Source organism: Methylomonas sp. MS20 (assembly GCF_050275925.1).
In the GTDB taxonomy this organism is placed as follows: Bacteria; Pseudomonadota; Gammaproteobacteria; order Methylococcales; family Methylomonadaceae; genus Methylomonas; species Methylomonas koyamae_A.
Genome location: NZ_CP189962.1, coordinates 2,630,857 through 2,653,478, shown reverse-complemented (window position 1 = coordinate 2,653,478; position 22,622 = coordinate 2,630,857). Strand labels below are relative to the sequence as shown.

The following is a 22,622-nucleotide window of genomic DNA, read 5'->3' as shown; positions in this document are numbered from 1 at the left end:
CGCGCTTCCGCCGCGCCAAGCGTTGACATATTTCTGACATATTCTGTCATTAGAATCCCGGCAACTACCGTTTTGACCAGGATATTCGCCCATGATCGATGCCGAACGCATTTTGCACGAGACTTACCCCGACCTGAAACTCGGCAAGGACAACAAACTGCTGCTGAAGGCATTGAAAAAACTGATACATGAAGACGACTTCAACGACGTCATTCGCAAAAACCAACATCTGCGTGGCTTCGCGTTTCTCGATAAATTGCTGAATTATTTTAAGTTCAGCTACCAAGTCGGTAACGAATCCTACAACAACATCCCTGCCGAGGGGCGGCTGCTGATCGTCGCCAATCATCCGATCGGCACCTTGGACGGCTTGGCGTTGGTAAAATTGATCCGCTCGGTGCGACCAGATGTGCGTATCGTTGCCAATCGCGTGCTGTACCACATGGAGCCGCTGCAATCGATATTCTTGCCGGTGGACGTACTGTCCGAACAAAAGAATCTGAAAAATACCTACAAAATTATGCTGGATGCATTGGAAAACGAGGAAGCGATCATCTTCTTCCCGGCCGGCGAAGTATCGCGGATCACGCCCAAGGGCATACGCGACGGCAAATGGCAAACCGGTTTCTTGAAGCTGGCTCGCAAAGCCCAATGCCCGATCTTACCCATCCATATCAAGGCCAAGAATTCCGCGTTGTTTTACAGCATGTCCACGCTGTACAAACCGCTCGGCACCTTTCTGTTGGTCAAGGAAATGTTCAATAAGAAAGGCCAAGAAATCAGCTTTCGGGTCGGTGCGCCTATCCCCTACCAGGCTTACGCCGAAACCGAGCAAACCAATAAACAACTGAGCCAGCGCTTTCGCAAGCACGTGCAGAATCTTGGCAAGAAAAACCAACTGGCCTTGTTCGACACGGTGGCGACCGTCGTGCATCCGTCCGATACCAAGGCGATTAAAAAAGCCTTGTTCCAAGCGCGTCTGCTGGGCGAAACCCGCGATGGCAAAAAGATCTTTCTATATGAATTTCGCGACGACTGTCCGGTGATGCGAGAGATCGCCCGCTTGCGCGAGCTGACCTTCCGCACTGTCGAGGAAGGTACCGGGTTGGCGCTGGACCTGGATAAGTTCGACGTGTATTACAGCCATATCGTATTGTGGGACGACAACGACCTGGAAATCGTCGGCGCCTACCGGGTCGGCGACGGTCCGCGCATTTTGGCCAATCACGGCGTCGAGGGCTTTTACAGTCAAACCTTGTTCGACTTGAAAAGCGAGTTCGCCGACTATCTGCCCAACAGCCTCGAACTGGGCCGCAGCTTCGTGCAACCGCGTTATTGGGGGCAGCATAGTCTGGAGTATCTCTGGTATGGCATCGGCGCCTATTTGCGCGAACGTCCCGATATTAAATATTTGTTCGGGCCGGTCAGTATCAGTAACGCCTATCCTTACGCCGCCAAGGAGTTAATCGTGGGATTTTACCGCCAGCAATTCGGTGCCACCCTACCCCACGCGATTGCCAGGATGCCGTTCACGATTTCCGAAACCGGTCAGAATTTCGCGGCCGCCGAATTCGCCGGCGACTATTCAACCAGCTTCAAGATTCTCAATTCCGAACTGAAAAAGCTGGGCGTCAAGGTGCCAACCTTATACAAGCAATACGTGGAATTATGCGTGGATAACGGCTGTCATTTCATCGACTTCAATATCGATCCGGACTTCAATAACTGCATAGACAGCCTGATCATGGTCGAGGTCGATAAAATTGCGCCGAAAAAGCGCCAACGTTATATAGAGCGATCCTTGGCGGGGTAACGCCAATCATGCAACGTGCTTTTTCCGAACTCGACGAACTCGAGACGGTCGTCGCACGCCTGGGCTCTCGTGCCAGATGCCGCGTTGTCGAAACCGTAGCCTGTAAGGGTAGAGAATTCCCGATTCACTGCATCAGCCTCGGTTCCGAACGCCCGGATGCTCCGGTACTGGCCTTTTTTGGCGGCATCCACGGCCTGGAGAAAATCGGCACCGAAGTAATCCTGGCCTATATGCAGACCATAGCGGCTTTGCTGGACTGGGACGAGGAATTCAACACTCGCTTGACCAAGTCGCGGCTGGTGTTTATGCCGATCGTAAATCCGGTCGGCGTATTCCGGGGTACGCGCTGCAACGGGAACGGGGTCGATTTGATGCGCAATTCGCCGATCGAAAGCGTCGGCAAAACCCGCTTATACAGCGGCCAGCGACTGAGCGCGCGCTTGCCTTGGTACCGGGGCGACGAATCGCGGATGGAGAAGGAAGCCCAGGCACTGTGCCGAGTCGTCCACGACGAGCTGTTTCCTGCTCCGCTAGCGATCGCCGTGGACCTGCATTCCGGCTTCGGGATCCAGGACCGGCTGTGGTTTCCGTATGCCTCCAACCATACCCCGTACCCGGACATCGCCGAGGCCTGCGCATTGAAGCAACTGTTCGACGCCTGCTACCCTCATCACGTTTACAAAATCGAACCGATGAGTCAGGAATACGTGATCAGCGGCGATTTATGGGATTACCTTTACGACGACCATGTCGCGCGCCGTGCCAGAGGCAAATTGTTTTTACCGTTGACCTTGGAAATGGGGTCCTGGTTGTGGTTGCGCAAAAATCCGACCCATTTATTCCAACGCCATGGCTTATTCCATCCGTTACTACCGCATCGTCAACAACGCATCATGCGCCGCCACTTGACGTTGTTCGATTTTTTATACCGGTGTTTGCTGCATCCCGGCGCTTGGGCGATTCTGGACCCGGAACGGCAGCAAATCTTGCGCGGCCAAGCCTTGGCGAATTGGTATGGGTGAGGCCGGTCGTCATTGGTTGCTGCTGCGCGGTCTAGCGAGGGAAACCGCGCATTGGGGCGACTTTCCCTTACGCCTGCGGTCAGCCTTCCCAGCCTCCAGGGTCACCTGTGTGGATTTACCCGGTACCGGCAGTCATTTTCGTGAGGCCTGCCCGACTTCGATAGGTAGCATCATGGAACTAACCCGTGAGCGAGCCTATCGAGCCGGCGCGCTTGAACGCCCCGTCACGCTGTTGGCGTTGTCGCTGGGCGGCATGGTGGCCTGGGAGTGGGCGTGTCGCTATCCCGCAGACGTAGCCGCAGGGTGCTTGATCAATACGAGTTTCGCGGGCGTGAGTCCGTTTTATCGACGGCTACGCTGGCAAAGCTATGGGGCGTTGGCAAATATTTTACTGGAGCGGGAAATCGGTCGCCGCGAACGGCGAATTTTGGAGCTGGTCTCGAATCAAACTCGAAATATCGAGGAATTGAGTAAGGTTTGGCTCGATATTCAAAGCGAACGCCCGGTAAATCCGAGCAACGCCGCCAAGCAATTGATCGCGGCGGCTCGATTTCGGCCGAAAACCCCGCCCGATGGCATGCCTTGGTTGGTATTGAGCGGCCTCGGCGACCGACTGGTCGCTCCGGCCTGCTCTAGTGCCGTTAGCCAACGCTGGCAATTATCCAATGATAGCCATCCGTGGGCTGGCCACGACTTACCGCTGGACGACCCTGACTGGCTAGTTAATCGGTTGCGGACCTGGATAGCAAATCAGGGAACCGAAGCGATCGATTAAGCGATCTCAAATTCCGCTTTGTCGCGACCCGCGGCCAGTAATTCCTGCATCCATTTTGGTGCCAATCCGCGACCGGACCAAGTTTGGTTGGCGTCCGCCGGATTACGATAACGCGCGGCAACTTTACCGATTTTTCTTTCGGCTTTTTTGTCGAGTTCGTGTATTTCAACGCCAACGCCGATAGAAGTCGCCAAGTCCTTGATTTGTGCAATTACTTCCTTGCGTTTGCTGGATTGTCTGTCTTTCAAGACTTTCTCGGCGTTTTCGATAACTGCTTGCAATTCAGATTCGGATAAAGTAGTTAAATCAGTCATATATTCCTCAGATAATTAAATGACGCAACGGATTCTATCATCAACTTGTAATAAATAAAATACCGTCATTGGATTACATCGAATCCCGTCTCTGAGTATAGTTCGCCTTTTTTTCCAAGCAACTGTACTCGCCACTGACCTTTATCCCTGGACGACAAGTTTTTAGCAGTCCAAACCTTGGCTTTATTATCTTTTACCTCGATTGTCTTTTTGAGTACCGGCTGGCCGTCCTTGAACCATTGATGAAACAAGGTCTTACCTTTCAAGTTTTTCACCTCGTTAAAGTAATATAACTCGATTGGCTCCTTCCTGATCTGAACGGAAGCCGATTTGACTTGCTCGGTCGGCTCGGTATCCTTTATACCGTAGGTTAACGATGCCCGGATCACTTTCCTTGAGTAAATGATGGCCGGTTGACGTTTCTGTTCCGAGATTGAGCTTGGAGAAACCGGAGTTTCTCCGGGAGATTTTCGCGCCGCCAACGGCGACGTTTCAACTTGCGGCGCCACAATTGAGTTGTCAGACCGCATACTAGTTTCCGGGGCCATTGGCAAGGTTTCCGGCGTAAGGTTAGCCGGGGTTTGCTCGCTATTGTCGATGAATAACCACGCGGATAGCATGATAGCCGCCGCCATTAACCCGGCTACCGCGGCAATTCGCCCGGTATGCCAAACAGTTACCATCTTCGGTGTTTGGGGTACTTGACCGCTTCTGGATTTATCGTAGTTTATTTTGATAACGACTTTATTTTCAGACATGTGTTTACCGACGTTTCCCAGGGCTGAAATACCGCTCGAGCCGGAATATCGACCGGCGCGGTTCCGCACTTACTGCTTGGTAATATATCATTTTAGCTCTACCATAATGCTCCTTACTTGTGATTCCAGCCGCCCCGGATATGACTAGCCTCTTGAAACTGTTCGAAGAATCATCTTCGCTTTACGGTGGCAACGCCGTTTACGTCGAATCCCTATACGAACAATACCTGCACGATCCCAGTACGGTCTCTGAAGTCTGGCGGCGGCGCTTCGACGATATTCATCGCGGCTCCACCGAGGATACACCGCACAGCATCATCGTCGAGCGTTTCGAGAAGCTGGCGATCGCCGAACCCGGTCGCCTCGCCAAAATGCGCGGGTTTACCGAACAAAGCGTCAAAAAGCAATCCGCGGTTGCTCGCTTAATCAACCATTACCGCGTCAAGGGACATCAAATCGCCCGTAATAATCCTTTGGGCAAACTCGCGGCGATGCCCGCCGATTTGGAGCCGATTTATTACGGATTGACCGACGCGGATATGAGTACGCTGTTCGATACCGGCGGTTTGTGCGGGGTGGATCGTTTGCCGTTGCGGGAGATCATCCAGACTTTGCAGCAAATCTATTGCGGCAGCATCGGCAGCGAATTCATGCATATCGTCGACGACGAATCCAAACGCTGGATCAAAAACAAATTGGAAGGTGCCAAACCGGATTTCTCCAGTCACCCGGAAAAACGCCAATGGTTGTTAAAACAATTGATTGCCGCCGAGGGCCTGGAAAAGTTTCTGCATCGTAAATATGTCGGTCAAAAACGCTTTTCGCTGGAGGGCGGCGAATCGCTGATTTTGATACTCGACGAATTGATCCAGCGCGCCGGCGAAAGCAAGGTCACGGAAATTGTGATCGGCATGGCTCACCGCGGCCGTCTTAACGTGTTGGTCAACATACTCGGTAAAAGTCCGGCGGTATTATTCGGCGAATTCGAAGGCACTCACACCTCAATGCCCGGCGCGCTCACCGGCGACGTTAAATATCACATGGGGTTTTCGTCGAATATCGCCACTCCGGGTGGTCCGATACATTTGACGCTAGCCTTCAACCCGTCTCATCTGGAAATCATTAATCCGGTGGTCGAGGGTTCGGTCAAGGCTCGCCAAGATAGGCACGGCATTGGCGGTATCGACGTCATCCTACCGGTGTTGATACATGGCGATGCCGCCTTCGCCGGGCAAGGCATCGTCATGGAAACCTTGAACATGGCGGAGACTCGGGCATTTTCGACCGGCGGTACCGTGCACGTCGTCATCAACAACCAGATAGGCTTCACGACCAGCAATCCGTTCGACGCCCGTTCGACACTGTATTGCACCGATGTCGCCAACATGATTCAGGCGCCGGTGTTCCACGTCAACGGCGACGATCCCGAAGCCGTGGTCTTCATCACCCAATTGGCGCTGGATTATCGAATGACCTTCCACAAGGACGTCGTCATCGACTTGATCTGCTACCGCCGTCATGGCCACAACGAAGCCGACGAGCCGGCGGCGACTCAGCCGATGATGTATAAAGCCATCCACCAACACGCCACGCCGCCGCAAATCTACGGTCAAAGACTCGTGCAGGAAGGCGTGATCGACGAGGCCGGCATTCAGCAACTCGAACAGAATTACATGCAGTTGTTGAACGAAGGCAAGCCGGTTTCCCGGCCTATCATCGAAAACAAGGTGTATTCCTACTCGGCACGTTGGGAACCCTACCTGAATAAACATTGGGATATCCCGATCGACACCACGGTCAGCATCGAACGCATCCGCTTCTGCAATTTGCGGCTGCAAAGTCTGCCGTCCGGTTTCGAATTGCACCCTCGGGTCGCCAAGGTAATGGACGATCGCCAAAAAATGACCGACGGAGATTTGCCTATGGACTGGGGCTTCGCGGAAAATATGGCCTACGCCACGTTGTTGATGGACGGTTACGACATTCGCTTGACCGGCCAGGACATCGGCCGCGGCACGTTTTCCCATCGCCACGCTATTTTATTGAATCAGGCCAACGGCGAGAACTATATCCCGCTTAAACACTTGAGCGATCGGCAAGGCCGGCCGCAAATTTTCAATTCGCTACTGTCGGAAGCCGGGGTGCTGGGTTTCGAATACGGTTACAGTTCCACGCAGCCGGACAAATTGGTGATTTGGGAAGCGCAATTCGGCGATTTCGCCAACGGCGCGCAAGTCGTGATCGATCAGTTTATCGCATCGGGCGAAACCAAATGGGGCAAGCTCAGCGGCTTAGTGATGCTGCTCCCGCACGGTTTCGAAGGTCAGGGGCCGGAGCATTCCTCGGCGCGTCTGGAACGCTATTTACAGTTGTGCGCGGACCAAAATATCCAGGTCTGCGTGCCGACGACGCCGGCGCAAATTTTTCATTTATTGCGGCGGCAAATGCTGCGTCAATACCGCAAACCGTTGATCGTGATGAGTCCGAAAAGCCTGCTGCGCCATAGATTGGCGGTATCTACGCTGGACGAATTGACCAGCGGCGGATTTCAGACCGTTATCGGGGAAATCGACGATATCGATCCGTTTCATGTGACTCGACTAATACTGTGTGCCGGCAAGGTCTATTACGATCTGCTGGAAACCCGGCGCCAAGACAGTCTGAATCACGTTGCCATCGTCCGGATCGAACAGCTTTATCCGTTCCCGAATGAGCGATTCAAGCAGGAACTGGACAAATACCCCAACGTCGAACACATCGTTTGGTGTCAAGAAGAGCCGAAAAACCAGGGCGCCTGGTACCAAAGCCGACACCATTTCATCGAACACGTTTCCCCGGAGATTACGATCGGCTATGCCGGCCGAGTAGCTTCCGCCGCACCGGCGGTTGGCAATTACAAAACCCATCTCAACGAACAAAAAGCGGTGGTTCACACCGCACTTTACGGTAGCAACGAAGGAACAACTCATGAGCTTTGAAATATTGGTCCCCAGCCTCCCCGAATCCATCTCCGATGCCAATTTGGTCGCTTGGCACAAGCAAGCCGGGGACTGGGCCGAGGCCGGCGAGAACCTGGCCGATCTGGAAACCGACAAGGTCATTCTCGAGGTGCCTGCACCTCGATCGGGTGTCCTGAAGGAAATTTTGATTCCGAACGATTCGACGGTTGTCGCCGGTCAGGTCCTGGCGCTACTGGACGAACAAGCCGACAAACCCGGCGGATCGCTGACGGCTAGTGGCGTCGAGCCGGTTCTGAGCCCGTCGGTCCGCAAAATCGTCGCCGAACGCGAACTCGACCCACAGGCCATTCCAGCATCCGGCAAACATGGGCGGATATTGAAGAGCGACGTGATGGACTATTTGCAGGAGCAACAGGCAAGCAAGCCGGTCGACGCCGCCGTCGAAGCCTCCCCCGCCCCGCTGTCGACGTCGGCGGTGGCCAGTCTACGTCCGGAACAACGGGTACCGATGACCCGGTTGCGCGCCAAAATCGCCGAACGCTTGCTGCACGCCCAGCAAAACGCGGCGATGTTGACGACCTTCAACGAAGTCAATCTGAAAGCCGTCATCGATTTGCGTAACCAATACAAAGACCGTTTCGAAGCCAAGCACAATATCAAGCTCGGCTTCATGTCCTTCTTCGTCAAAGCCTCGATAGAAGCCTTGAAGCGTTTCCCGGCCATCAACGCCTCGATAGACGGGAACGACATCATCTACCACGGCTATTACGACATCGGTATCGCCGTCACCACCCCGCGCGGGCTGATCGTTCCAATTCTGCGCGACGCCGATCAACTCGATTTTTCCGGCATCGAAAAAGGCATACACGACTTTGGACAAAAAGCCCGCAATGGCTCCATCAGTGTCGAGGATCTCAGCGGCGGTACGTTTACAATCACCAACGGCGGGATATTTGGTTCGATGCTGTCCACGCCCATCCTGAATCCGCCCCAATGCGCGATTTTAGGCATGCACGCGATCAAGGACAGGCCGATCGTGGAGAACGGCGAAATCGTGATCCGGCCCATCATGTACTTGGCCCTGTCCTACGACCACCGCTTGGTGGATGGTAAGGAAGCCGTGCAATTTCTCGGCATCATCAAGGAATGCCTGGAGGCGCCGGCACATTTGTTGCTGAACATTTAACGATGCGATATCAGATTATCCCGGTCACCGCTTACCAGCAAAACTGCACGCTGCTGGTCTGCGAACGCAGCCGCAAGGCCGCTTTGGTCGATCCGGGCGGCGACCTGGAACTGCTCTTGGCGGCCGTTGCGCAACACGACGCCGAGTTGGAATCGATATTGGTCACTCACGGTCATCTCGACCACGTCGGCGGGGTTGCGGCGCTAGCGGAAAAGCTGAGCCTGCCGATCGCCGGTCCCCATCAAGACGACGATTTCTGGATACAGCTGTTGCCGGAGCAATGCCGGATGTTCGGTTTTCCGCCAACCAAGATATTTAAACCGGACCGCTGGTTGCGGGACGGCGATAGCGTTCAGGTTGGACTCAATACCTTACAAGTCCTACATTGCCCCGGCCACACGCCGGGTCATGTGGTTTTTTACAATAGCGACGCGCGTTTGGCCATTGTCGGTGACGTATTGTTCAAGGGCTCGATCGGCCGTACCGATTTTCCGCGCGGCGACCATCAGGCGTTGTTGGACTCGATACGTCTGAAACTTTGGCCGCTCGGCGACGACGTAAAATTCATCCCGGGACATGGGCCGATGTCGACGTTCGGCGCGGAGCGCAAAAGCAACCCATACGTCGGCGATCATTACCGCTAACCGCGTGGGATTTACGGTTCCAGCGCTACGTCGCTCAGCGCCGCGCCGTCGAGTACCGCCAGAAATTGTTCGACCGCGTCGCTCAATAAACCGGTCAAGCGGCAACCGTTTTGAAGTGCGCAAACCCCTTGTTTTTGCGGGTTGAAACATTCGGCCATCTGAAACCGGCCTTCCACTTCCCGCACCACCGCGCCGATATTGATTTCGGCAGCGGGCCTGGATAAACGGATGCCGCCGCCCTTGCCGCGCACGGTTCGCACAAATCCCTTGAGTCCCAATTTGTGCACCACTTTGACCAAGTGATTTCTGGAGATACCGAAAAACTCCGCCAATTCGCTAATCGTCACCAATTTATCGGTATTACGGCTCAAATAAATCAACACTCTGAGCGCGTAATCCGTATGAGCAGTCAGTTGCATATCCCTGATTCCTAAAGTTGCAATGGCAATCTTGTCTTGGAATGAGCGGTCGCTCCGAAGTGCGCTATCGATGGGTCAAGCGAATCTCCTAGACCGGCCCATTGTTGCCGCCACCTGCACCCGCAACCCGGCAGTCGGCTTAATGTCCGCCGTGAGACGGCGCTTGCTGGGTAAAGTCGGTCCTGCGCAATTGATAGCGTTCCGCTTGCTTGCCGGAAATGCGATTGCCGTGTTCGTCAAGCTGGGTCAGCACGTTCTCGCCGACCAGATAGACATGGCTGGGTCCGCCGTTTTTCGGGGTCAACGTGATGGTTTTACTCTTGTCGTCCCAGCTGTATTTACCCTTCTCGACAAATTCGCGATCCGACTTGCCGGCGAATTGAGTCATCAACATATAGCTGCTGTTTTTGTTCAGCGCCAGCGAAGTCTTAATGCCGGCGCAGTCGGTGCAAGGCAGAAAACCGTTGTAGATCCCCGGCCACTCGAAACTGTCGGATCCGTGATGGCCGGCATGATCTTGCGGCCCGGCATTTTCCGCCTGAACCGGGCCGCCGAACGCGATACCGAGTGCAAGACTGGTTAACAACACTTTCAATCGAACAATGCGCATGTTTGCTCCCGAGCAAATTCTATGGTTTATGGCAAGGTGTCAGGACCTGTTTATCGGTCCGATCCGGATATTGTGCCACAGCGGAGGCCCGAATGACCGTTACCGTGTTTTATTGGTCGTCGACGGGCGGGGACGTTTGCTCAGCACTGCGATCTTTCGCCAAAATCACGTAAAACGGCGGCACGACGAATAGCGTCAATACGGTACCGATACCCAAGCCGGAAGCGATCACCAGACCGATCGCAAAGCGGCTGGCGGCGCCGGGGCCGGTGGCGGTCAACAGCGGCAGCATCGCGACGATCATCGCGACCGTGGTCATCAGAATAGGCCGAAGCCGGATCCCGGCTGCCTGTTCGATGGCCGCCGGCTTGTTCAAGCCGTCACGCTGTTGCAGTTGGTTGGCAAATTCGACGATCAAAATACCGTTTTTGGCAACCAAGCCGATCAGCGTAATCAGGCCCACCTGGGTATAGATGTTGACGGTCGCAAAATCGAGCATCAAAAATGCCAATGCGCTGGCGATCGATAGCGGCACTGAAATTAAGATAATCAACGGATCGCGCCAACTCTCGAATTGCGCGGCCAACACCAAGTATATAATGAGCAGAGCCATGAAGAAGGTCAGAATCAGCACGTTGCCCTGCTGACGGTATTGGCGCGACTCGCCGGTGTAGTCCGCGGCGAACCCGCGCGGAAAGATTTCTTCGGCAATGTCATCCAGCGCGGCCATCGCATCGCCGAGACCGATACCCGGCGCCGGAATCCCGCTTAGCGTGATGCTGTTGAGTTGTTGGAACTGACTGCGTTTGCCGGGTTCGACGCTATCGACGACTTTAATCAAGGCCGACAGCGGTACTTGGGCGCCGGAGCTGCCTCGCAAGTAATAGCCGTCCAATTTAGCCAAATCCTGGCGGTCTGCGTCGCCGACTTGCGGAATTACCTTGTAGCTGCGGCCTTGCAAGCCGAATCGGTTGACGTACTGTCCGCCCAGCCAACCGGCCAAGTTGGCGCCGATGTCTTCCATCGTGATACCTAAATCGGCGGCACGGTCCCGGTCGATCACCAACGTCGATTTCGGCCGGTCGAAGCGAACGTCCTTGACCAAAAATGCAAATTGACCGCTTTGCATCGCTTGCGCCAGCACTTGCTCGGCCACCTGATCCAGCTTAGCGTAATCGGCGTCGCTGGTCACGACGAACTGCAGGGGCAATCCGCCACCCGAACCCGGTAAGCTGGGCGGCGATACGACGGCGGTCTGAAAGCCGGCGATACTGTCTACCTTGGCTTGCAGTTCCGGAACGACGGCTTGTTGGGAGCGCTGGCGCTCGAAACTCGACGGCATTTTCATACCGGCGAATACGGTATTGGTATCCCCGCCGAAGCCCATGATCAAAAAGCTTTCTTCGTGCTCCGGCAGGCTTTCGAAATGCCGGATCAATTCGCGGGAATAGGTCTGATTGTATTGCAGCGTCGCGGTTTGCGGGCTACTGGCGATCGCGAACAAAAAACTTTGATCCTCGGTCGGCGCCAGTTCCTTGCCCGACCAATCGTACATCCAATAGATACTGGGCAACACCAACAGCGCGAAGATCAGCACCGTGTACGGAAATTCCAAAATTCGGCGCAACACGGACCGGTACCCGCTGGCCAAGCCTTCGAAAAAATGTTCGACCATGGCTTCGAAACGTCCTCCGCGCTCGGCTTCCGGCAAGATGCGCGCGCTCATCATCGGCGACAACGTCAACGCGACAATCCCGGAAATCAGTACCGCGCCGGCCAGAGAAAAAGCGAATTCGGTGAACAGCGTGCCGACCAAGCCCCCCATGAAACCGATCGGCACGTACACCGCTACGAGTGTCGTGGTCATCGCGATGATAGGCAGTCCCAGTTCGCGGGCGCCGGCCAGTGCGGCTTGCAATCGGCCGTGACCCTGCTCGATGTGTCGGTGGATGTTTTCGACGACGACAATCGCGTCGTCCACCACCAAGCCTATCGCCAGTACCATTGCCAACATCGTCAGCAAGTTGATCGAAAAGCCCATTGCCAGCATGAAAAAGCAGGCGCCGACCAGCGATAGCGGCACCGTGACCGCCGGGATCAGCGCCGCGCGGAACGAGCCGAGCGACAAAAAAATCACGCCTAACACGATCGCGACGGCTTCCAACAAGGTTGCGAAGACTTCGTGGATCGAATCCTCGATGAATTGGCTGGCGTCGTAAGGCAGCAAGATATGCATTTCGTTGGGCAAGTCGCGCTCGATCTCTTTCAACAAGGCTTTAACCGATTTCGCAACCTTCAACGGATTGGCGCCCGGCGCCTGCTCGATGCCCATGAAAATCGCGGTCTTGCCTTTGTACCAATTAACCGTGTCGTAGTCTTCGCTGCCCAACTCGATGTCGGCGATGTCGTTTAATCGAACCAGCGCGCCGCGACGATTGGCAACCACCAATTGTTCGAATTCCCGTTTCGACACCGCGTCGGTCGTGGCACCCAAATCGATTTTAACGAAATTACCCTTGGTAGCGCCGATACCGGATAAATAGTTATTGGCTTTCAGCACGCCGGCGACGTCGTTGGCGGTTACGCTTAAGGCCGCCATGCGCGCGGGGTCTAGCCAGATACGCATCGCGAAGGTCTTGTTGCCCAACATCGCGGCCTTGCCGACGCCGGGGACCGCCTGCAACTTCGGCTGCACGACCCGAAGCAGATAATCGCTAATCTGCGAGTCCTGCAAGGTGTCGCTGTACAGCGCGATATACATGAGTGCGGTGTCGTCGCCGGTTTGCGAACTAATCACCGGATCCTCGGCTTCGGCGGGCAATTGATTACGCTTACCGGCCACCTTGGCCTGAATCTCGGCGACCGCGGCGTTAGGATCGTAATTCAGCCGCATGTGAGCCTCGATGACCGAGCTGCCCTGGCGGCTATTGGAAGACAGATAATCAATGCCGTTGGCTTCGGCTATGGCCTGTTGCAGCGGCGTTGTAATAAAGCCTTTAATCAAGTCGCTGTCCGCGCCGGGATAGGCGGTCGTGATGGTCACGACGGTATTCTCGGTTTTCGGGTATTGGCGCAATTCCAAGACGTCCAAGGCTCTTAAGCCGAGAAGCAGGATCAGCAAACTGACGACACTGGCTAGGACCGGCCGTACAATGAATAAATCGGTCAACTTCACGGAGCCTGCTCGCGTTCGCCGGGCGCGGGTTGGCTGTCCGGCGTGACGGCCATGCCGTTACGCAGCTTCATTTGTCCGGCGGCAACGACTTTATCGCCGAGCCGCAGCCCTTCCAAAATTTCGACTCGCCCTCCCCGACTGTCGCCGGTTTTGACTTGGCGACTTTGCACGATCCATCCGGCCGGACCGCGCTGAACCGCAAACACGGAATTGCCGTAGGGGTTGTAGCTGATGGCGGTATCCGGCAAGGTCGACACGGTTTGGTCGGCCTCGGCGGACAGTTTGATCTGGGCGAACATCCCTGGCCGAAGCAATTTCCCTGGGTTTCTAAACAGTGCCTGTACTTTGATGGTTCGACTATCGGTGTCGACGGCGGGATTCGACGCAGTGACCTCTCCTTCAAAATACTGGTCTGGAAAGGCAGGTACGCTGGCGATCACCTTTCGGCCCTTGCCAATCCGGCCAAGATCGCGTTCCGGCAACGTGAAATCCAAATACATCGGATCGAGTTGTTCAAGCATCACGATCGCCGAACCAACCGGCAAGTACTGCCCAAGATCGACGCGACGTATGCCCAACTCGCCGGCAAACGGCGCCTTGATGTGCTTCTTAGCGATTTGGATCTGCTTGCCGGCAACCGCCGCCGCGGCTTGATCGAGCTGCGCTCGATTTTGATCCTGATCGGCGGCGGCGATGAATTTTCGCTCCAACATGCTCTGGCCTCGTTGATAGCGTAAGCCGGCCAATTTTTGTTCGGCGAGCAGGCCTTCGAGTTCCGCTCGGTCGGTGGCGCTATCCAGTTCTAGCAACAATTGTCCGGCTTTTACAGTTTGGCCGGAGTTGAAATGAATGGCTTGGACCATCCCGGCAATTTCGTTGCTGATATCGATACCGGCGACGGCGCGAAAGCTGCCGACAGTGCTTAACGAAGAGTCCCAGTGTTCGCTTTTGACCTCGGCGAAGGCAACGACGGCCGGAGGTACTGCAGGCACTTGGCTGGCCGCTTGGCGCATCCGGTAAAACTTGAGTCCGAAAATCGCACCCAGCGCAAGTAAGGTCAACAATAGTACTAGCAGGCTGCGCTTGATCATCGATGGCGATTCGGTCAAAGGTATAATGGAGCCATGCGCCGCCAGGAATGGCCTTGATGCGCGCGGCCATCCCATTCGTAGAGCCTGTGCGGCACCTGCTTCTGGGTCAGAATATGGCTCAGGTCGTGATTGTTTTGTAAAAATGGATCCGCTCTGCCGATCACCAAGGTGATGTCCAGCGCCCGAATGGCCGCCAATTGGGATTCGCAGGTCAAATTTGGCAAAAAATGCGTTGGCGTATGAAAATAAATATCGTCGTTATAGTGTCCTTCGAATAAATCCTTGAAGCATTCCACCTCCAGGGTTAGATCGAAGCGTCCGGAAAACGCCACCAGCTTTTTGAATAAATGCGGGTGGCGAAATGCGATATTGGCGGCATGATAGGCGCCCAGACTGCAGCCATGCGAAATTAAGCACGGATGCGGGTTCTTCAGTGCAATGAACGGCAGAATTTCATTCAACACATAATCTTCGAATTGCATGTGGCGCTTGATGCGATCGCCCGGTTGACACCAAAAACAATAAAAGCTTTCGTGGTCGATGCTGTCCAGACAATACAATTGCATGTGGCCCGCGTTGATCTTGTCGGCCAAGCTATCAACAATTCGCAGGTTCTCGTATTCGTAAAAACGGCCGTCCCGAGTCGGAAAGACCAGCACTTTGGCGCCGGCATGACCGAATACCAAAAACTCCATATCGCGTTCTAAACGCGGGCTGAACCAATGATGATATTCCCGTTTCATCGCAAGCTTGTCAGTTGGGCGAGAAAAATAGCTTGAGTTCCGCCAACAACTGCTGCTCTTGTAGACGTTGCGCCGGATATTCGAAATGGCCGGCATCCAGTGTGAACAGGCGTTTCTCGCCGTGCCAGGCATTGTAAATCGCAAACTGACCTGGCGGAGCGACTACCGGATCGAACAAGGCCAATGCGGCATGCAGGGGTTGATTAGCATGGCGCACGGCGGTAGCGGCATCGTAATAGGTCAATGTGTCGGGAATATGACCCAGATGCTGACTATAGGCCCGCAATGCGTCGGCACTACCGCAACTGGGCAGACTTAAACGCAACGGCTGGTTACCGAATGTCGGTACGTTTAGGTGAACGCGACGAATTCTGCCGTCCCAAGGCACCGCTAAAGCCCCAATCCCGCCGCCGAAACTGATTCCCATATAACCGATCCGTTCCCGGGCCTGCGGATAAATCGTCCACAATACCGATACCGCCAGCCACAGATCGTCCACGCAACCGCCGATCACATAACGATCTTTATCCAGGATATTCTGCACGACATGCCAATCAGGCCGCTCCGGGATAGACGTACAACGGCTCCGGGAAATGCCACGAAAGCACGGAAACAAGAGCGCGGTATTGGGAAAGCTCAAATGAAAGTCCGGGCCTTCCCGGCCGCCATATCCGTGTCCCACAACGATGGCCTGCGTGACCGTTTGACCGTGCGGTTCCAGTAACCAACCGGCGATCGTGATACCGTCCGTGGACTGGTAGGAAATATCGTTGACCCGATAACCGTCGACCAGGGTCGGGTTACCGATTTGGAAGCGTGGCGATTGCTGCAGGACTTGCCGATAACGGGTGGACCAAAAGTCCTCAAAATCGGCGGGCTCGGTCGGCGCATCGACGCCGAGCAATCGTTCGAGAGTGTAGCCATAGCCTGGGTCGTAGTTGTAAGGATGCTCAAACAGACTCATCGGCGGCTATGGCAAATATCGTAAAAAACTTGAAGCAGGTGGGGTGCCTGATCAATCGACGATTTTGTATTTCTCCCTGGAAGCGTCGACCATATCCCGAAGCTCCTTGCCGGGTTTGAAGTGGGGAACATGTTTTTCGGTTAACGAAACCGATTCGCCGGTTTTGGGATTGCGTCCCAATCTAGCCGAACGATGATGCAACGAAAAACTGCCAAAACCCCTGATTTCTATTCTATCGCCGCTAGCCAGCGTATCGCTCAAGTGATCGACAACACATCTGACAGCGAGCTCCACGTCTTTAAGCGCAAGATGCGGCTGTTTTCTAGCCAGCACCTCTATCAATTCTGATTTTGTCACATCCAACCCTGAATAATCAAAAAGGGGCGGCATGAGGTTTACGCCCACGCCACCCCCGAAGTCGACGAGTTATTTGTCGATTTGTTTAAAGATGTCGCCTAATGTCGCGGTACCGGCATTTTGTGACGAGTAATCCTTAATAGCGTTGGATTCTTCTTCCATATCCTTAGCCTTGATCGACAATGAAATGGATTTGGTTTTTTTGTCGACGCCGATAAATTTAGCTTCGACTTCATCGCCTTCTTTCAGCAAAGTGCGGGCATCTTCGACGCGATCGCGTTGAATCTCGGAAGCGCGCAAATAGCCTTCGACGTTATCGGCCAGGGTAATCACAGCGCCTTTGGCATCGACTTCCTTAATGGTACCTTTCACCAAGCTGCCTTTTTCATGCAGGGCGATATAGTTTTGGAAGGGGTCTTGTTCCAGCTGTTTGATACCCAACGAAATACGTTCACGTTCGGAGTCCACGGCCAGAATAACAGTTTCGACTTCGTCGCCTTTCTTGTAGGCGCGAATCGCTTCTTCGTCGTTCTCGTTCCAGGAGATATCGGACATATGCACCAGACCGTCGATACCGCCATCCAAACCGATGAAGATGCCGAAATCGGTAATCGATTTGATTTTGCCGGAGATTTTGTCGCCTTTGTTGTGCGTAGCCGCGAATTCATCCCAAGGGTTGGAGCGGCATTGCTTCATGCCCAGCGAAATACGACGGCGTTCTTCGTCGATTTCCAGAACCATGACTTCGCACTCATCACCCAGTTGTACGACCTTGGACGGGTTGACGTTTTTATTGGTCCAGTCCATTTCGGAAACGTGTACCAAACCTTCGACGCCTTCCTCGATTTCGACGAAACAACCGTAGTCGGTCAGGTTATTGACCTTACCGAACACGCGAGTGCCGGCAGGGTAACGGCGAGCGATGTTTTGCCATGGATCTTCATCCATTTGTTTCATGCCCAGCGATACGCGAGTTTTGTCTTTGTCGAATTTCAGGACTTTAACTTTAACTTCCTGACCGATCTCTACGCATTCGGATGGATGACGTACGCGGCGCCATGCCATGTCGGTGATGTGCAACAGACCGTCGACGCCGCCCAGATCGATAAACGCACCGTAATCGGTGAGGTTTTTGACGATACCGGTAACGATCGCGCCGTCTTGCAAGGTTTTGACCAATTCTTCGCGCTCGGCGCTGTATTCGCTTTCGACGACGGCGCGGCGCGACAACACGACATTGTTGCGTTTTTGGTCGATTTTGATGACTTTAAATTCCAGATCGCGGTTTTCCAGGAAGGTAGTGTCGCGAATCGGGCGCACATCGACCAGAGAACCCGGCAGGAACGCGCGCAACGCGCCGACCGCCACGGTGAAGCCGCCGCGTACCTTGCCGTTGATACGACCGACAATGGTTTCTTGAGTCTCGAAGGCTTTTTCCAGTTCAGCCCACGCTTTACTTTTCTTGGCTTTGTCGCGGGAAAGAAGAGTGGCGCCCAGACCATCTTCGAACAAATCGAGAGCAACTTCGATTTCGTCACCGATATTGACTTCCAAGTCGCCGTCGGCATTCAGAAACTGCCATTTTGGAATGACACCTTCGGATTTCGCCTGTGTACTGACGATGACAAATTCGTTTTCGATGTCGACAACGGTACCGATCAACATCGCGCCAGGACGCATTTCGGTCTTGGCATAACTCTCTTCAAACAACTCTGCAAAGCTTTCGCCCATCTTTTCTTTCCCAAACTTGTTAAAACACGAACAAGTTTTCACATTTATCAAAAATTAATAAAAAGCCGCCGACAACCGCCGACAACCGCCAAAAAGTCTCATACGACTAAATTAACCACCTGATCGATGACTTCTTGAATTGTCAAATTCGAGGAGTCGATGTACAACGCGCCTTCCGGAACGGTAAGCGGCGCGGACGTTCGCTGACTATCGCGACGATCACGTTCTTCTATCTCACGGGTGATTTGCGGAAGATTAGCATCAATCCCCTTTTCAATCAACTGTTTATATCGTCTTAATGCTCGCTCTTCGGCGCTGGCGGTCAAGTAGACCTTGTAACGGGCATCGCTGAACACCACGCTGCCCATGTCCCGCCCGTCGGCAACCAGGCCGGGAAGCTGTTGAAAATCCTTTTGTTTTTGCAAAAGAACCGCTCTGACATCGGGGTAGGCCGCAATGATGGACGCCGTATTGCCGGTGGTTTCTGTCGCCAGACGCGCCGTGATGTCCACACCGTTCAGTTTGACGATCAATGCGTCACCGCAGTCGAATTCTAACAGCATGGCTTGAGCGACCTCGCAAATAGCCGGCACATCGTCCAAATTCAATCCTGCGTTGAGCACCGCTACCGCTAGAGACCGGTATATCGAACCGCTATCCAGATAATTCCAGCCCAAAAGCTTGGCGACGGCACGACTGACCGTGCCTTTTCCCGCGCCGCTAGGCCCGTCTATCGTTAAAACCGGTGCCGTCATATTAAATCACGCTAACATCGAGTCCCAGCTTGACCGCTAAGTCGCGGAACTCCGGGAACGAGGTATTCACATTCGCGCAATCCTTGATCGTAATCGGTCCGGAGGCACGCAATCCGGCGATCGAGAACGACATAGCGGTGCGGTGATCGCCGTGTGAATCAACTTCGCCGCCACCGATTTGACCGCCGTTGATGACCATGCCGTCTTTGGTGGCTTGAGCGTCAATACCCAGGATTTGCAAGCCATCCGCCATCACCTGAATCCGATCGGATTCCTTGACCCGCAATTCTTCGGCGCCGGTCAGCACCGTTTGGCCTTTGGCGCAGCTTGCCGCGACGAACAGCACTGGAAATTCGTCGATCGCCAGCGGCACCAAATGCTCTGGAATATTGATACCTTGCAATTGCGCGGAACGCACCCGCAAATCAGCGACCGGTTCTCCGCCGACTTCGCGCTCGTTCAGCACTTCGATGTTGGCACCCATCAGGCGCAGAATGTCGATGACGCCGGTGCGAGTCGGATTGATGCCGACGTGTTTCAAGGTGACATCGGAATTCGGCGCGATGCTGGCACCGACTAAAAAGAACGCCGCAGAGGAAATGTCGCTAGGCACGTCGATATTCGTCGCCGTCAATTTGCCGTTGCTGGTGATTCTCGCGGTCGCGCCGTCGCGAGTGACCGGATAACCGAAGCCGGCCAACATGCGCTCGGTATGGTCGCGGGTCGGCGCGGGTTCGGTGACGCTGGTTTCACCTTCCGCATACATGCCCGCCAGCAACAAACAGGATTTGACCTGGGCGCTGGCGATCGGCATGTCGTAATGCATACCTTGCAATTTGCCGGCCTTGCCTTTGATATGTAGCGGGGCGGTACCGTTTTCTTGAGTAACGATCTCCGCGCCCATTTGTGCCAAAGGCGCAGTCACTCGCTTCATTGGCCGGGATTCAAGCGACTTGTCGCCGGTTAACACGCAGTCGAACGGCTGTCCGGCCAACAGCCCGGACAATAGCCGCATCGAGGTGCCGGAGTTGCCCAGGTACAACGGTTTTTCCGGGGCCCTTAAACCATGCTTGCCGACACCGTGCACGGTCACTTCGCCGTTGACAGGCCCTTCGATTTGTACGCCCATCGCCCGGAAGGCTTCCAAGGTACACATTGCATCTTCGGCGTTCAAAAAGCCGGTGACGTGGGTAACGCCGTCGGCCAGCGAGCCGAGCATGATGGAGCGGTGCGACATCGATTTATCGCCGGGCACGCGAATCTCGCCGTTCAGGCTGCCGCCGGGTTGGACTTGGAAAATGACGTTAGTGGATGAGGACATAGTGGTTAGGTTGGATCGTCAAAAATTTCGAGAAAACGTTGCCGGGCCTGCTTGGCGTAGCTGAAAGTTTCGAACAACGCGGAAGCGTCGCCGTTATGCAGCAGGTGCTCGACTTGATTAAGCTCCGCTTGAAATTGTTGAATCAGCGGAATGATTTCCTGTTTATTGGCCAGACAAATGTCCTGCCACATGGTGGGGTCGCTGGACGCGATACGGCTGAAATCGCGAAACCCGCCGGCCGCGTATTTGAAAATTTCGCGCTGCTCGTCCTTGCGGCCCAGCATGCCGACCAACGCAAAGGCCAGAATATGCGGCAGATGGCTGGTAGCGGCGAGCACGGTATCGTGGTGCTCCACGCTCATGATGGCCACGCTGGAGCCGATGCGTCGCCAGAACGCACTGAATTGATCCACGGCCCGCGGGTCGGTGGACGGCAACGGCGTCAAAATCAGCCGGCGGTTTTTGTATAAATCGACTTTCGCCGCTTCGACCCCGCTGCGCTCGGCGCCGGCGATCGGATGTGCCGGCACGAAATTGCTCGGCACCTTGCCGAACACCGCACGCGCGGCCTCGACCACGCTGCCCTTGGTACTGCCGGCGTCGCTATAAAGCGTTTGCGAATTCCAATAGGGTTTAAGTTGCTCGAAGATGGCTTGCATGCTGCCAACCGGCGTGCAAATGATCACGCAATCGGTACCGGCCATCGCTTGGGCCGGATCGGTATAAAACGCGTCGATGACGCCCAACTCGACCGCGCGCTGCATGTTGGGCAGATTCTTCTCCCGGCCCAGCGCCACTACCTGTTTGCACAAACCCTCGGCGCGGGCGGCCTTGGCGATCGAGCCGCCAATCAAGCCAACTCCGATGATGCATAGGCGCTCAAACACCTTGCAATACCTGGGACAATGCGTCGATGAAGATTCGGTTTTCGCGTTCGGTACCGATGCTGACTCGCAAATGATTGGGCATTTCGTAATTGCCGACCGGGCGCACGATGACGCCTTTTTGCAGCAAGGCTTGGTAGAGCGGCATCGCCGGCTGTCGCATATCGACCGCCACGAAATTGCCGGAAGATGGAATCCAAGGCAAACCCAAGGCTTCGAAGGCTGATGTCAATTGCGCCATACCGGCATTGTTGACAGCAATGGTCTCGGTCAAATAATCGGCATCCGTCAGGGCGGCTTCCGCAGCCGCCAACGCCAACATATTACCGTTAAACGGCTGGCGCACCCTATTCAGCAAATCGGCCACCTCCGGCGACGATACGCCGAAGCCTATGCGCAAGCCGGCCAATCCGTAGGCCTTGGAAAAGGTGCGAGCGATGATCAAATTCGGGTACTTATCCGGCCAGTGCATGGATTCGGTGCGCACGGCTGGATCGACGAATTCGTAATAGGCTTCGTCGAGCACACATAACACTGACTTCGGCAGCGAGGCGATAAACTCTTCGACGGCTTGCGCAGCCAACAAGGTGCCGGTCGGATTATTCGGGTTGGCGATGAATACTACCCGGGTAAGGTCGGTCACCGCCGCGCGCATGGCGTCCAAATCGTGGCCGTAAGCCTTGGCCGGCACGACCACGGCTTTGGCACCGACTGCTTGAGTCAGGATGGGATATAAAGCAAAGGCATGCTGAGCAAATACGACTTCATGCTCGGGAGCGACGAAGGTGCGCATCACCAATTCCAGAATCTCGCTGGAACCGTTGCCAAGCGTGATTTGTGCCGCATCCACTCTCCAGCGGGCCGATAACGCCGTCTTTAGCGTGAAACCGCTGCCGTCCGGATAACGGCTTATTTCCGGCAAAGTATTGCGAATGGCCTCTGCGACTTTCCGGCCGGTCCCCAACGGATTCTCGTTCGACGCCAGCTTGATGACTTCGCTCAAACCCAGCTCGCGCTGCAATTCTTCCGCCGGTTTACCCGGCACATATGGCATCAGTTGTTGAACGCCGTCTAAAGCAAGAGATAAAAATAAATTCATG

20 protein-coding genes are annotated in these 22,622 nt (G+C 54.8%); 6 read left to right on the top strand and 14 right to left on the bottom strand.

Annotated elements, in window-relative coordinates:
* Window positions 1-91: 91 nt before the first annotated feature.
* Genes ACQE3D_RS11655 through ACQE3D_RS11645 form a run of 3 tightly spaced genes read left to right on the top strand, consistent with a single transcriptional unit; the run spans window position 92 to window position 3,610 of the window.
* Window positions 92-1,813, top strand: a complete 1,722-nt coding sequence (locus ACQE3D_RS11655; RefSeq protein ID WP_071156872.1) for a lysophospholipid acyltransferase family protein — start codon at window positions 92-94, stop codon at window positions 1,811-1,813.
* A gap of 8 nt (window positions 1,814-1,821) precedes the next feature.
* Window positions 1,822-2,835, top strand: a complete 1,014-nt coding sequence (locus ACQE3D_RS11650) for a M14 family zinc carboxypeptidase (RefSeq protein WP_064027589.1) — start codon at window positions 1,822-1,824, stop codon at window positions 2,833-2,835.
* The gene (locus tag ACQE3D_RS11645) at window positions 2,828-3,610 is read left to right on the top strand and encodes an alpha/beta fold hydrolase (protein ID WP_313727850.1); all 783 of its coding nucleotides are present in this window, start codon (window positions 2,828-2,830) and stop codon (window positions 3,608-3,610) included. Before ACQE3D_RS11650 ends, ACQE3D_RS11645 begins: the two co-directional genes overlap by 8 nt.
* Here the strand turns inward: ACQE3D_RS11645 and ACQE3D_RS11640 are convergent.
* Window positions 3,607-3,924, bottom strand: coding sequence for an H-NS family nucleoid-associated regulatory protein (locus tag ACQE3D_RS11640; RefSeq protein WP_064027593.1), 318 nt, complete (start codon window positions 3,922-3,924; stop codon window positions 3,607-3,609). The genes ACQE3D_RS11645 and ACQE3D_RS11640 overlap by 4 nt on opposite strands.
* A gap of 65 nt (window positions 3,925-3,989) precedes the next feature.
* Window positions 3,990-4,682, bottom strand: coding sequence for a DUF2914 domain-containing protein (locus ACQE3D_RS11635; protein ID WP_313727851.1), 693 nt, complete (start codon window positions 4,680-4,682; stop codon window positions 3,990-3,992).
* Between the two features lie 140 nt (window positions 4,683-4,822).
* On the opposite strand from ACQE3D_RS11635, the gene ACQE3D_RS11630 reads away from it, so the two are divergent.
* Genes ACQE3D_RS11630 through ACQE3D_RS11620 form a run of 3 tightly spaced genes read left to right on the top strand, consistent with a single transcriptional unit; the run spans window position 4,823 to window position 9,472 of the window.
* Window positions 4,823-7,660, top strand: coding sequence for a 2-oxoglutarate dehydrogenase E1 component (locus ACQE3D_RS11630; RefSeq protein ID WP_281023278.1), 2,838 nt, complete (start codon window positions 4,823-4,825; stop codon window positions 7,658-7,660).
* Window positions 7,650-8,828 (top strand): 2-oxoglutarate dehydrogenase complex dihydrolipoyllysine-residue succinyltransferase, encoded by a 1,179-nt coding sequence (gene odhB / locus ACQE3D_RS11625; protein ID WP_064027599.1) that lies wholly within the window; start codon window positions 7,650-7,652, stop codon window positions 8,826-8,828. Before ACQE3D_RS11630 ends, odhB begins: the two co-directional genes overlap by 11 nt.
* Window positions 8,829-8,830: 2 nt before the next feature.
* The gene (locus ACQE3D_RS11620) at window positions 8,831-9,472 is read left to right on the top strand and encodes an MBL fold metallo-hydrolase (RefSeq protein ID WP_313727852.1); all 642 of its coding nucleotides are present in this window, start codon (window positions 8,831-8,833) and stop codon (window positions 9,470-9,472) included.
* A gap of 11 nt (window positions 9,473-9,483) precedes the next feature.
* Here the strand turns inward: ACQE3D_RS11620 and ACQE3D_RS11615 are convergent, their stop codons facing one another.
* The 12 genes from ACQE3D_RS11615 to hisC all read right to left on the bottom strand — a co-directional run bounded on the left by ACQE3D_RS11615 (window position 9,484) and on the right by hisC (window position 22,621).
* Window positions 9,484-9,891: an Rrf2 family transcriptional regulator gene (locus ACQE3D_RS11615; protein WP_071156885.1), complete on the bottom strand. Its 408-nt coding sequence runs from the start codon at window positions 9,889-9,891 to the stop codon at window positions 9,484-9,486.
* 139 nt (window positions 9,892-10,030) lie between these two features.
* On the bottom strand, window positions 10,031-10,501 hold the full coding sequence (locus ACQE3D_RS11610; RefSeq protein WP_071156887.1) for a copper resistance protein NlpE: 471 nt from the start codon (window positions 10,499-10,501) through the stop codon (window positions 10,031-10,033).
* A 109-nt stretch (window positions 10,502-10,610) separates the two neighbouring features.
* Window positions 10,611-13,676 carry an efflux RND transporter permease subunit gene (locus tag ACQE3D_RS11605; RefSeq protein ID WP_313727853.1) on the bottom strand — a complete coding sequence of 1,022 codons (3,066 nt, stop codon included), beginning with the start codon at window positions 13,674-13,676 and terminating at the stop codon, window positions 10,611-10,613.
* Window positions 13,673-14,767 (bottom strand): efflux RND transporter periplasmic adaptor subunit, encoded by a 1,095-nt coding sequence (locus ACQE3D_RS11600; protein WP_313727854.1) that lies wholly within the window; start codon window positions 14,765-14,767, stop codon window positions 13,673-13,675. The genes ACQE3D_RS11605 and ACQE3D_RS11600 overlap by 4 nt, the downstream gene beginning before the upstream one ends.
* A gap of 14 nt (window positions 14,768-14,781) precedes the next feature.
* Entirely contained in the window at window positions 14,782-15,510 is a 729-nt protein-coding gene (locus tag ACQE3D_RS11595) for an esterase family protein (protein WP_064027609.1), read from the bottom strand.
* 10 nt (window positions 15,511-15,520) lie between these two features.
* A complete protein-coding gene (locus ACQE3D_RS11590; protein WP_064027611.1) occupies window positions 15,521-16,474 on the bottom strand; it encodes an acetylxylan esterase in 954 nt (317 codons plus the stop codon).
* 51 nt (window positions 16,475-16,525) lie between these two features.
* Complete coding sequence (locus ACQE3D_RS11585; RefSeq protein ID WP_064027674.1) at window positions 16,526-16,831, bottom strand: integration host factor subunit beta; 306 nt, start codon at window positions 16,829-16,831, stop codon at window positions 16,526-16,528.
* Window positions 16,832-16,900: 69 nt separating this feature from the next.
* A complete protein-coding gene (rpsA, locus tag ACQE3D_RS11580; RefSeq protein WP_064027613.1) occupies window positions 16,901-18,562 on the bottom strand; it encodes a 30S ribosomal protein S1 in 1,662 nt (553 codons plus the stop codon).
* A gap of 98 nt (window positions 18,563-18,660) precedes the next feature.
* Complete coding sequence (cmk, locus tag ACQE3D_RS11575) at window positions 18,661-19,317, bottom strand: (d)CMP kinase (RefSeq protein ID WP_064027615.1); 657 nt, start codon at window positions 19,315-19,317, stop codon at window positions 18,661-18,663.
* Window position 19,318: 1 nt separating this feature from the next.
* Window positions 19,319-20,638: a 3-phosphoshikimate 1-carboxyvinyltransferase gene (gene aroA / locus ACQE3D_RS11570; protein ID WP_313727855.1), complete on the bottom strand. Its 1,320-nt coding sequence runs from the start codon at window positions 20,636-20,638 to the stop codon at window positions 19,319-19,321.
* Window positions 20,639-20,643: 5 nt separating this feature from the next.
* Window positions 20,644-21,525: a prephenate dehydrogenase gene (locus ACQE3D_RS11565; protein WP_313727856.1), complete on the bottom strand. Its 882-nt coding sequence runs from the start codon at window positions 21,523-21,525 to the stop codon at window positions 20,644-20,646.
* The gene (gene hisC, locus ACQE3D_RS11560; protein ID WP_313727857.1) at window positions 21,518-22,621 is read right to left on the bottom strand and encodes a histidinol-phosphate transaminase; all 1,104 of its coding nucleotides are present in this window, start codon (window positions 22,619-22,621) and stop codon (window positions 21,518-21,520) included. Before hisC ends, ACQE3D_RS11565 begins: the two co-directional genes overlap by 8 nt.
* Window position 22,622: the final 1 nt, after the last annotated feature.

Excerpts from the sequence above, each read along its gene's own strand:
- ACQE3D_RS11655 (WP_071156872.1), top strand. The coding sequence starts at position 92 with ATGATCGATGCCGAACGCATTTTGCACGAGACTTACCCCGACCTGAAA.
- ACQE3D_RS11650 (WP_064027589.1), top strand. The coding sequence starts at position 1,822 with ATGCAACGTGCTTTTTCCGAACTCGACGAACTCGAGACGGTCGTCGCA.
- ACQE3D_RS11645 (WP_313727850.1), top strand. The coding sequence starts at position 2,828 with ATGGGTGAGGCCGGTCGTCATTGGTTGCTGCTGCGCGGTCTAGCGAGG.
- ACQE3D_RS11640 (WP_064027593.1), bottom strand. The coding sequence starts at position 3,924 with ATGACTGATTTAACTACTTTATCCGAATCTGAATTGCAAGCAGTTATC.
- ACQE3D_RS11635 (WP_313727851.1), bottom strand. The coding sequence starts at position 4,682 with ATGTCTGAAAATAAAGTCGTTATCAAAATAAACTACGATAAATCCAGA.
- ACQE3D_RS11630 (WP_281023278.1), top strand. The coding sequence starts at position 4,823 with ATGACTAGCCTCTTGAAACTGTTCGAAGAATCATCTTCGCTTTACGGT.
- odhB (WP_064027599.1), top strand. The coding sequence starts at position 7,650 with ATGAGCTTTGAAATATTGGTCCCCAGCCTCCCCGAATCCATCTCCGAT.
- ACQE3D_RS11620 (WP_313727852.1), top strand. The coding sequence starts at position 8,831 with ATGCGATATCAGATTATCCCGGTCACCGCTTACCAGCAAAACTGCACG.
- ACQE3D_RS11615 (WP_071156885.1), bottom strand. The coding sequence starts at position 9,891 with ATGCAACTGACTGCTCATACGGATTACGCGCTCAGAGTGTTGATTTAT.
- ACQE3D_RS11610 (WP_071156887.1), bottom strand. The coding sequence starts at position 10,501 with ATGCGCATTGTTCGATTGAAAGTGTTGTTAACCAGTCTTGCACTCGGT.
- ACQE3D_RS11600 (WP_313727854.1), bottom strand. The coding sequence starts at position 14,767 with ATGATCAAGCGCAGCCTGCTAGTACTATTGTTGACCTTACTTGCGCTG.
- ACQE3D_RS11595 (WP_064027609.1), bottom strand. The coding sequence starts at position 15,510 with ATGAAACGGGAATATCATCATTGGTTCAGCCCGCGTTTAGAACGCGAT.
- ACQE3D_RS11590 (WP_064027611.1), bottom strand. The coding sequence starts at position 16,474 with ATGAGTCTGTTTGAGCATCCTTACAACTACGACCCAGGCTATGGCTAC.
- rpsA (WP_064027613.1), bottom strand. The coding sequence starts at position 18,562 with ATGGGCGAAAGCTTTGCAGAGTTGTTTGAAGAGAGTTATGCCAAGACC.
- cmk (WP_064027615.1), bottom strand. The coding sequence starts at position 19,317 with ATGACGGCACCGGTTTTAACGATAGACGGGCCTAGCGGCGCGGGAAAA.
- aroA (WP_313727855.1), bottom strand. The coding sequence starts at position 20,638 with ATGTCCTCATCCACTAACGTCATTTTCCAAGTCCAACCCGGCGGCAGC.
- hisC (WP_313727857.1), bottom strand. The coding sequence starts at position 22,621 with ATGAATTTATTTTTATCTCTTGCTTTAGACGGCGTTCAACAACTGATG.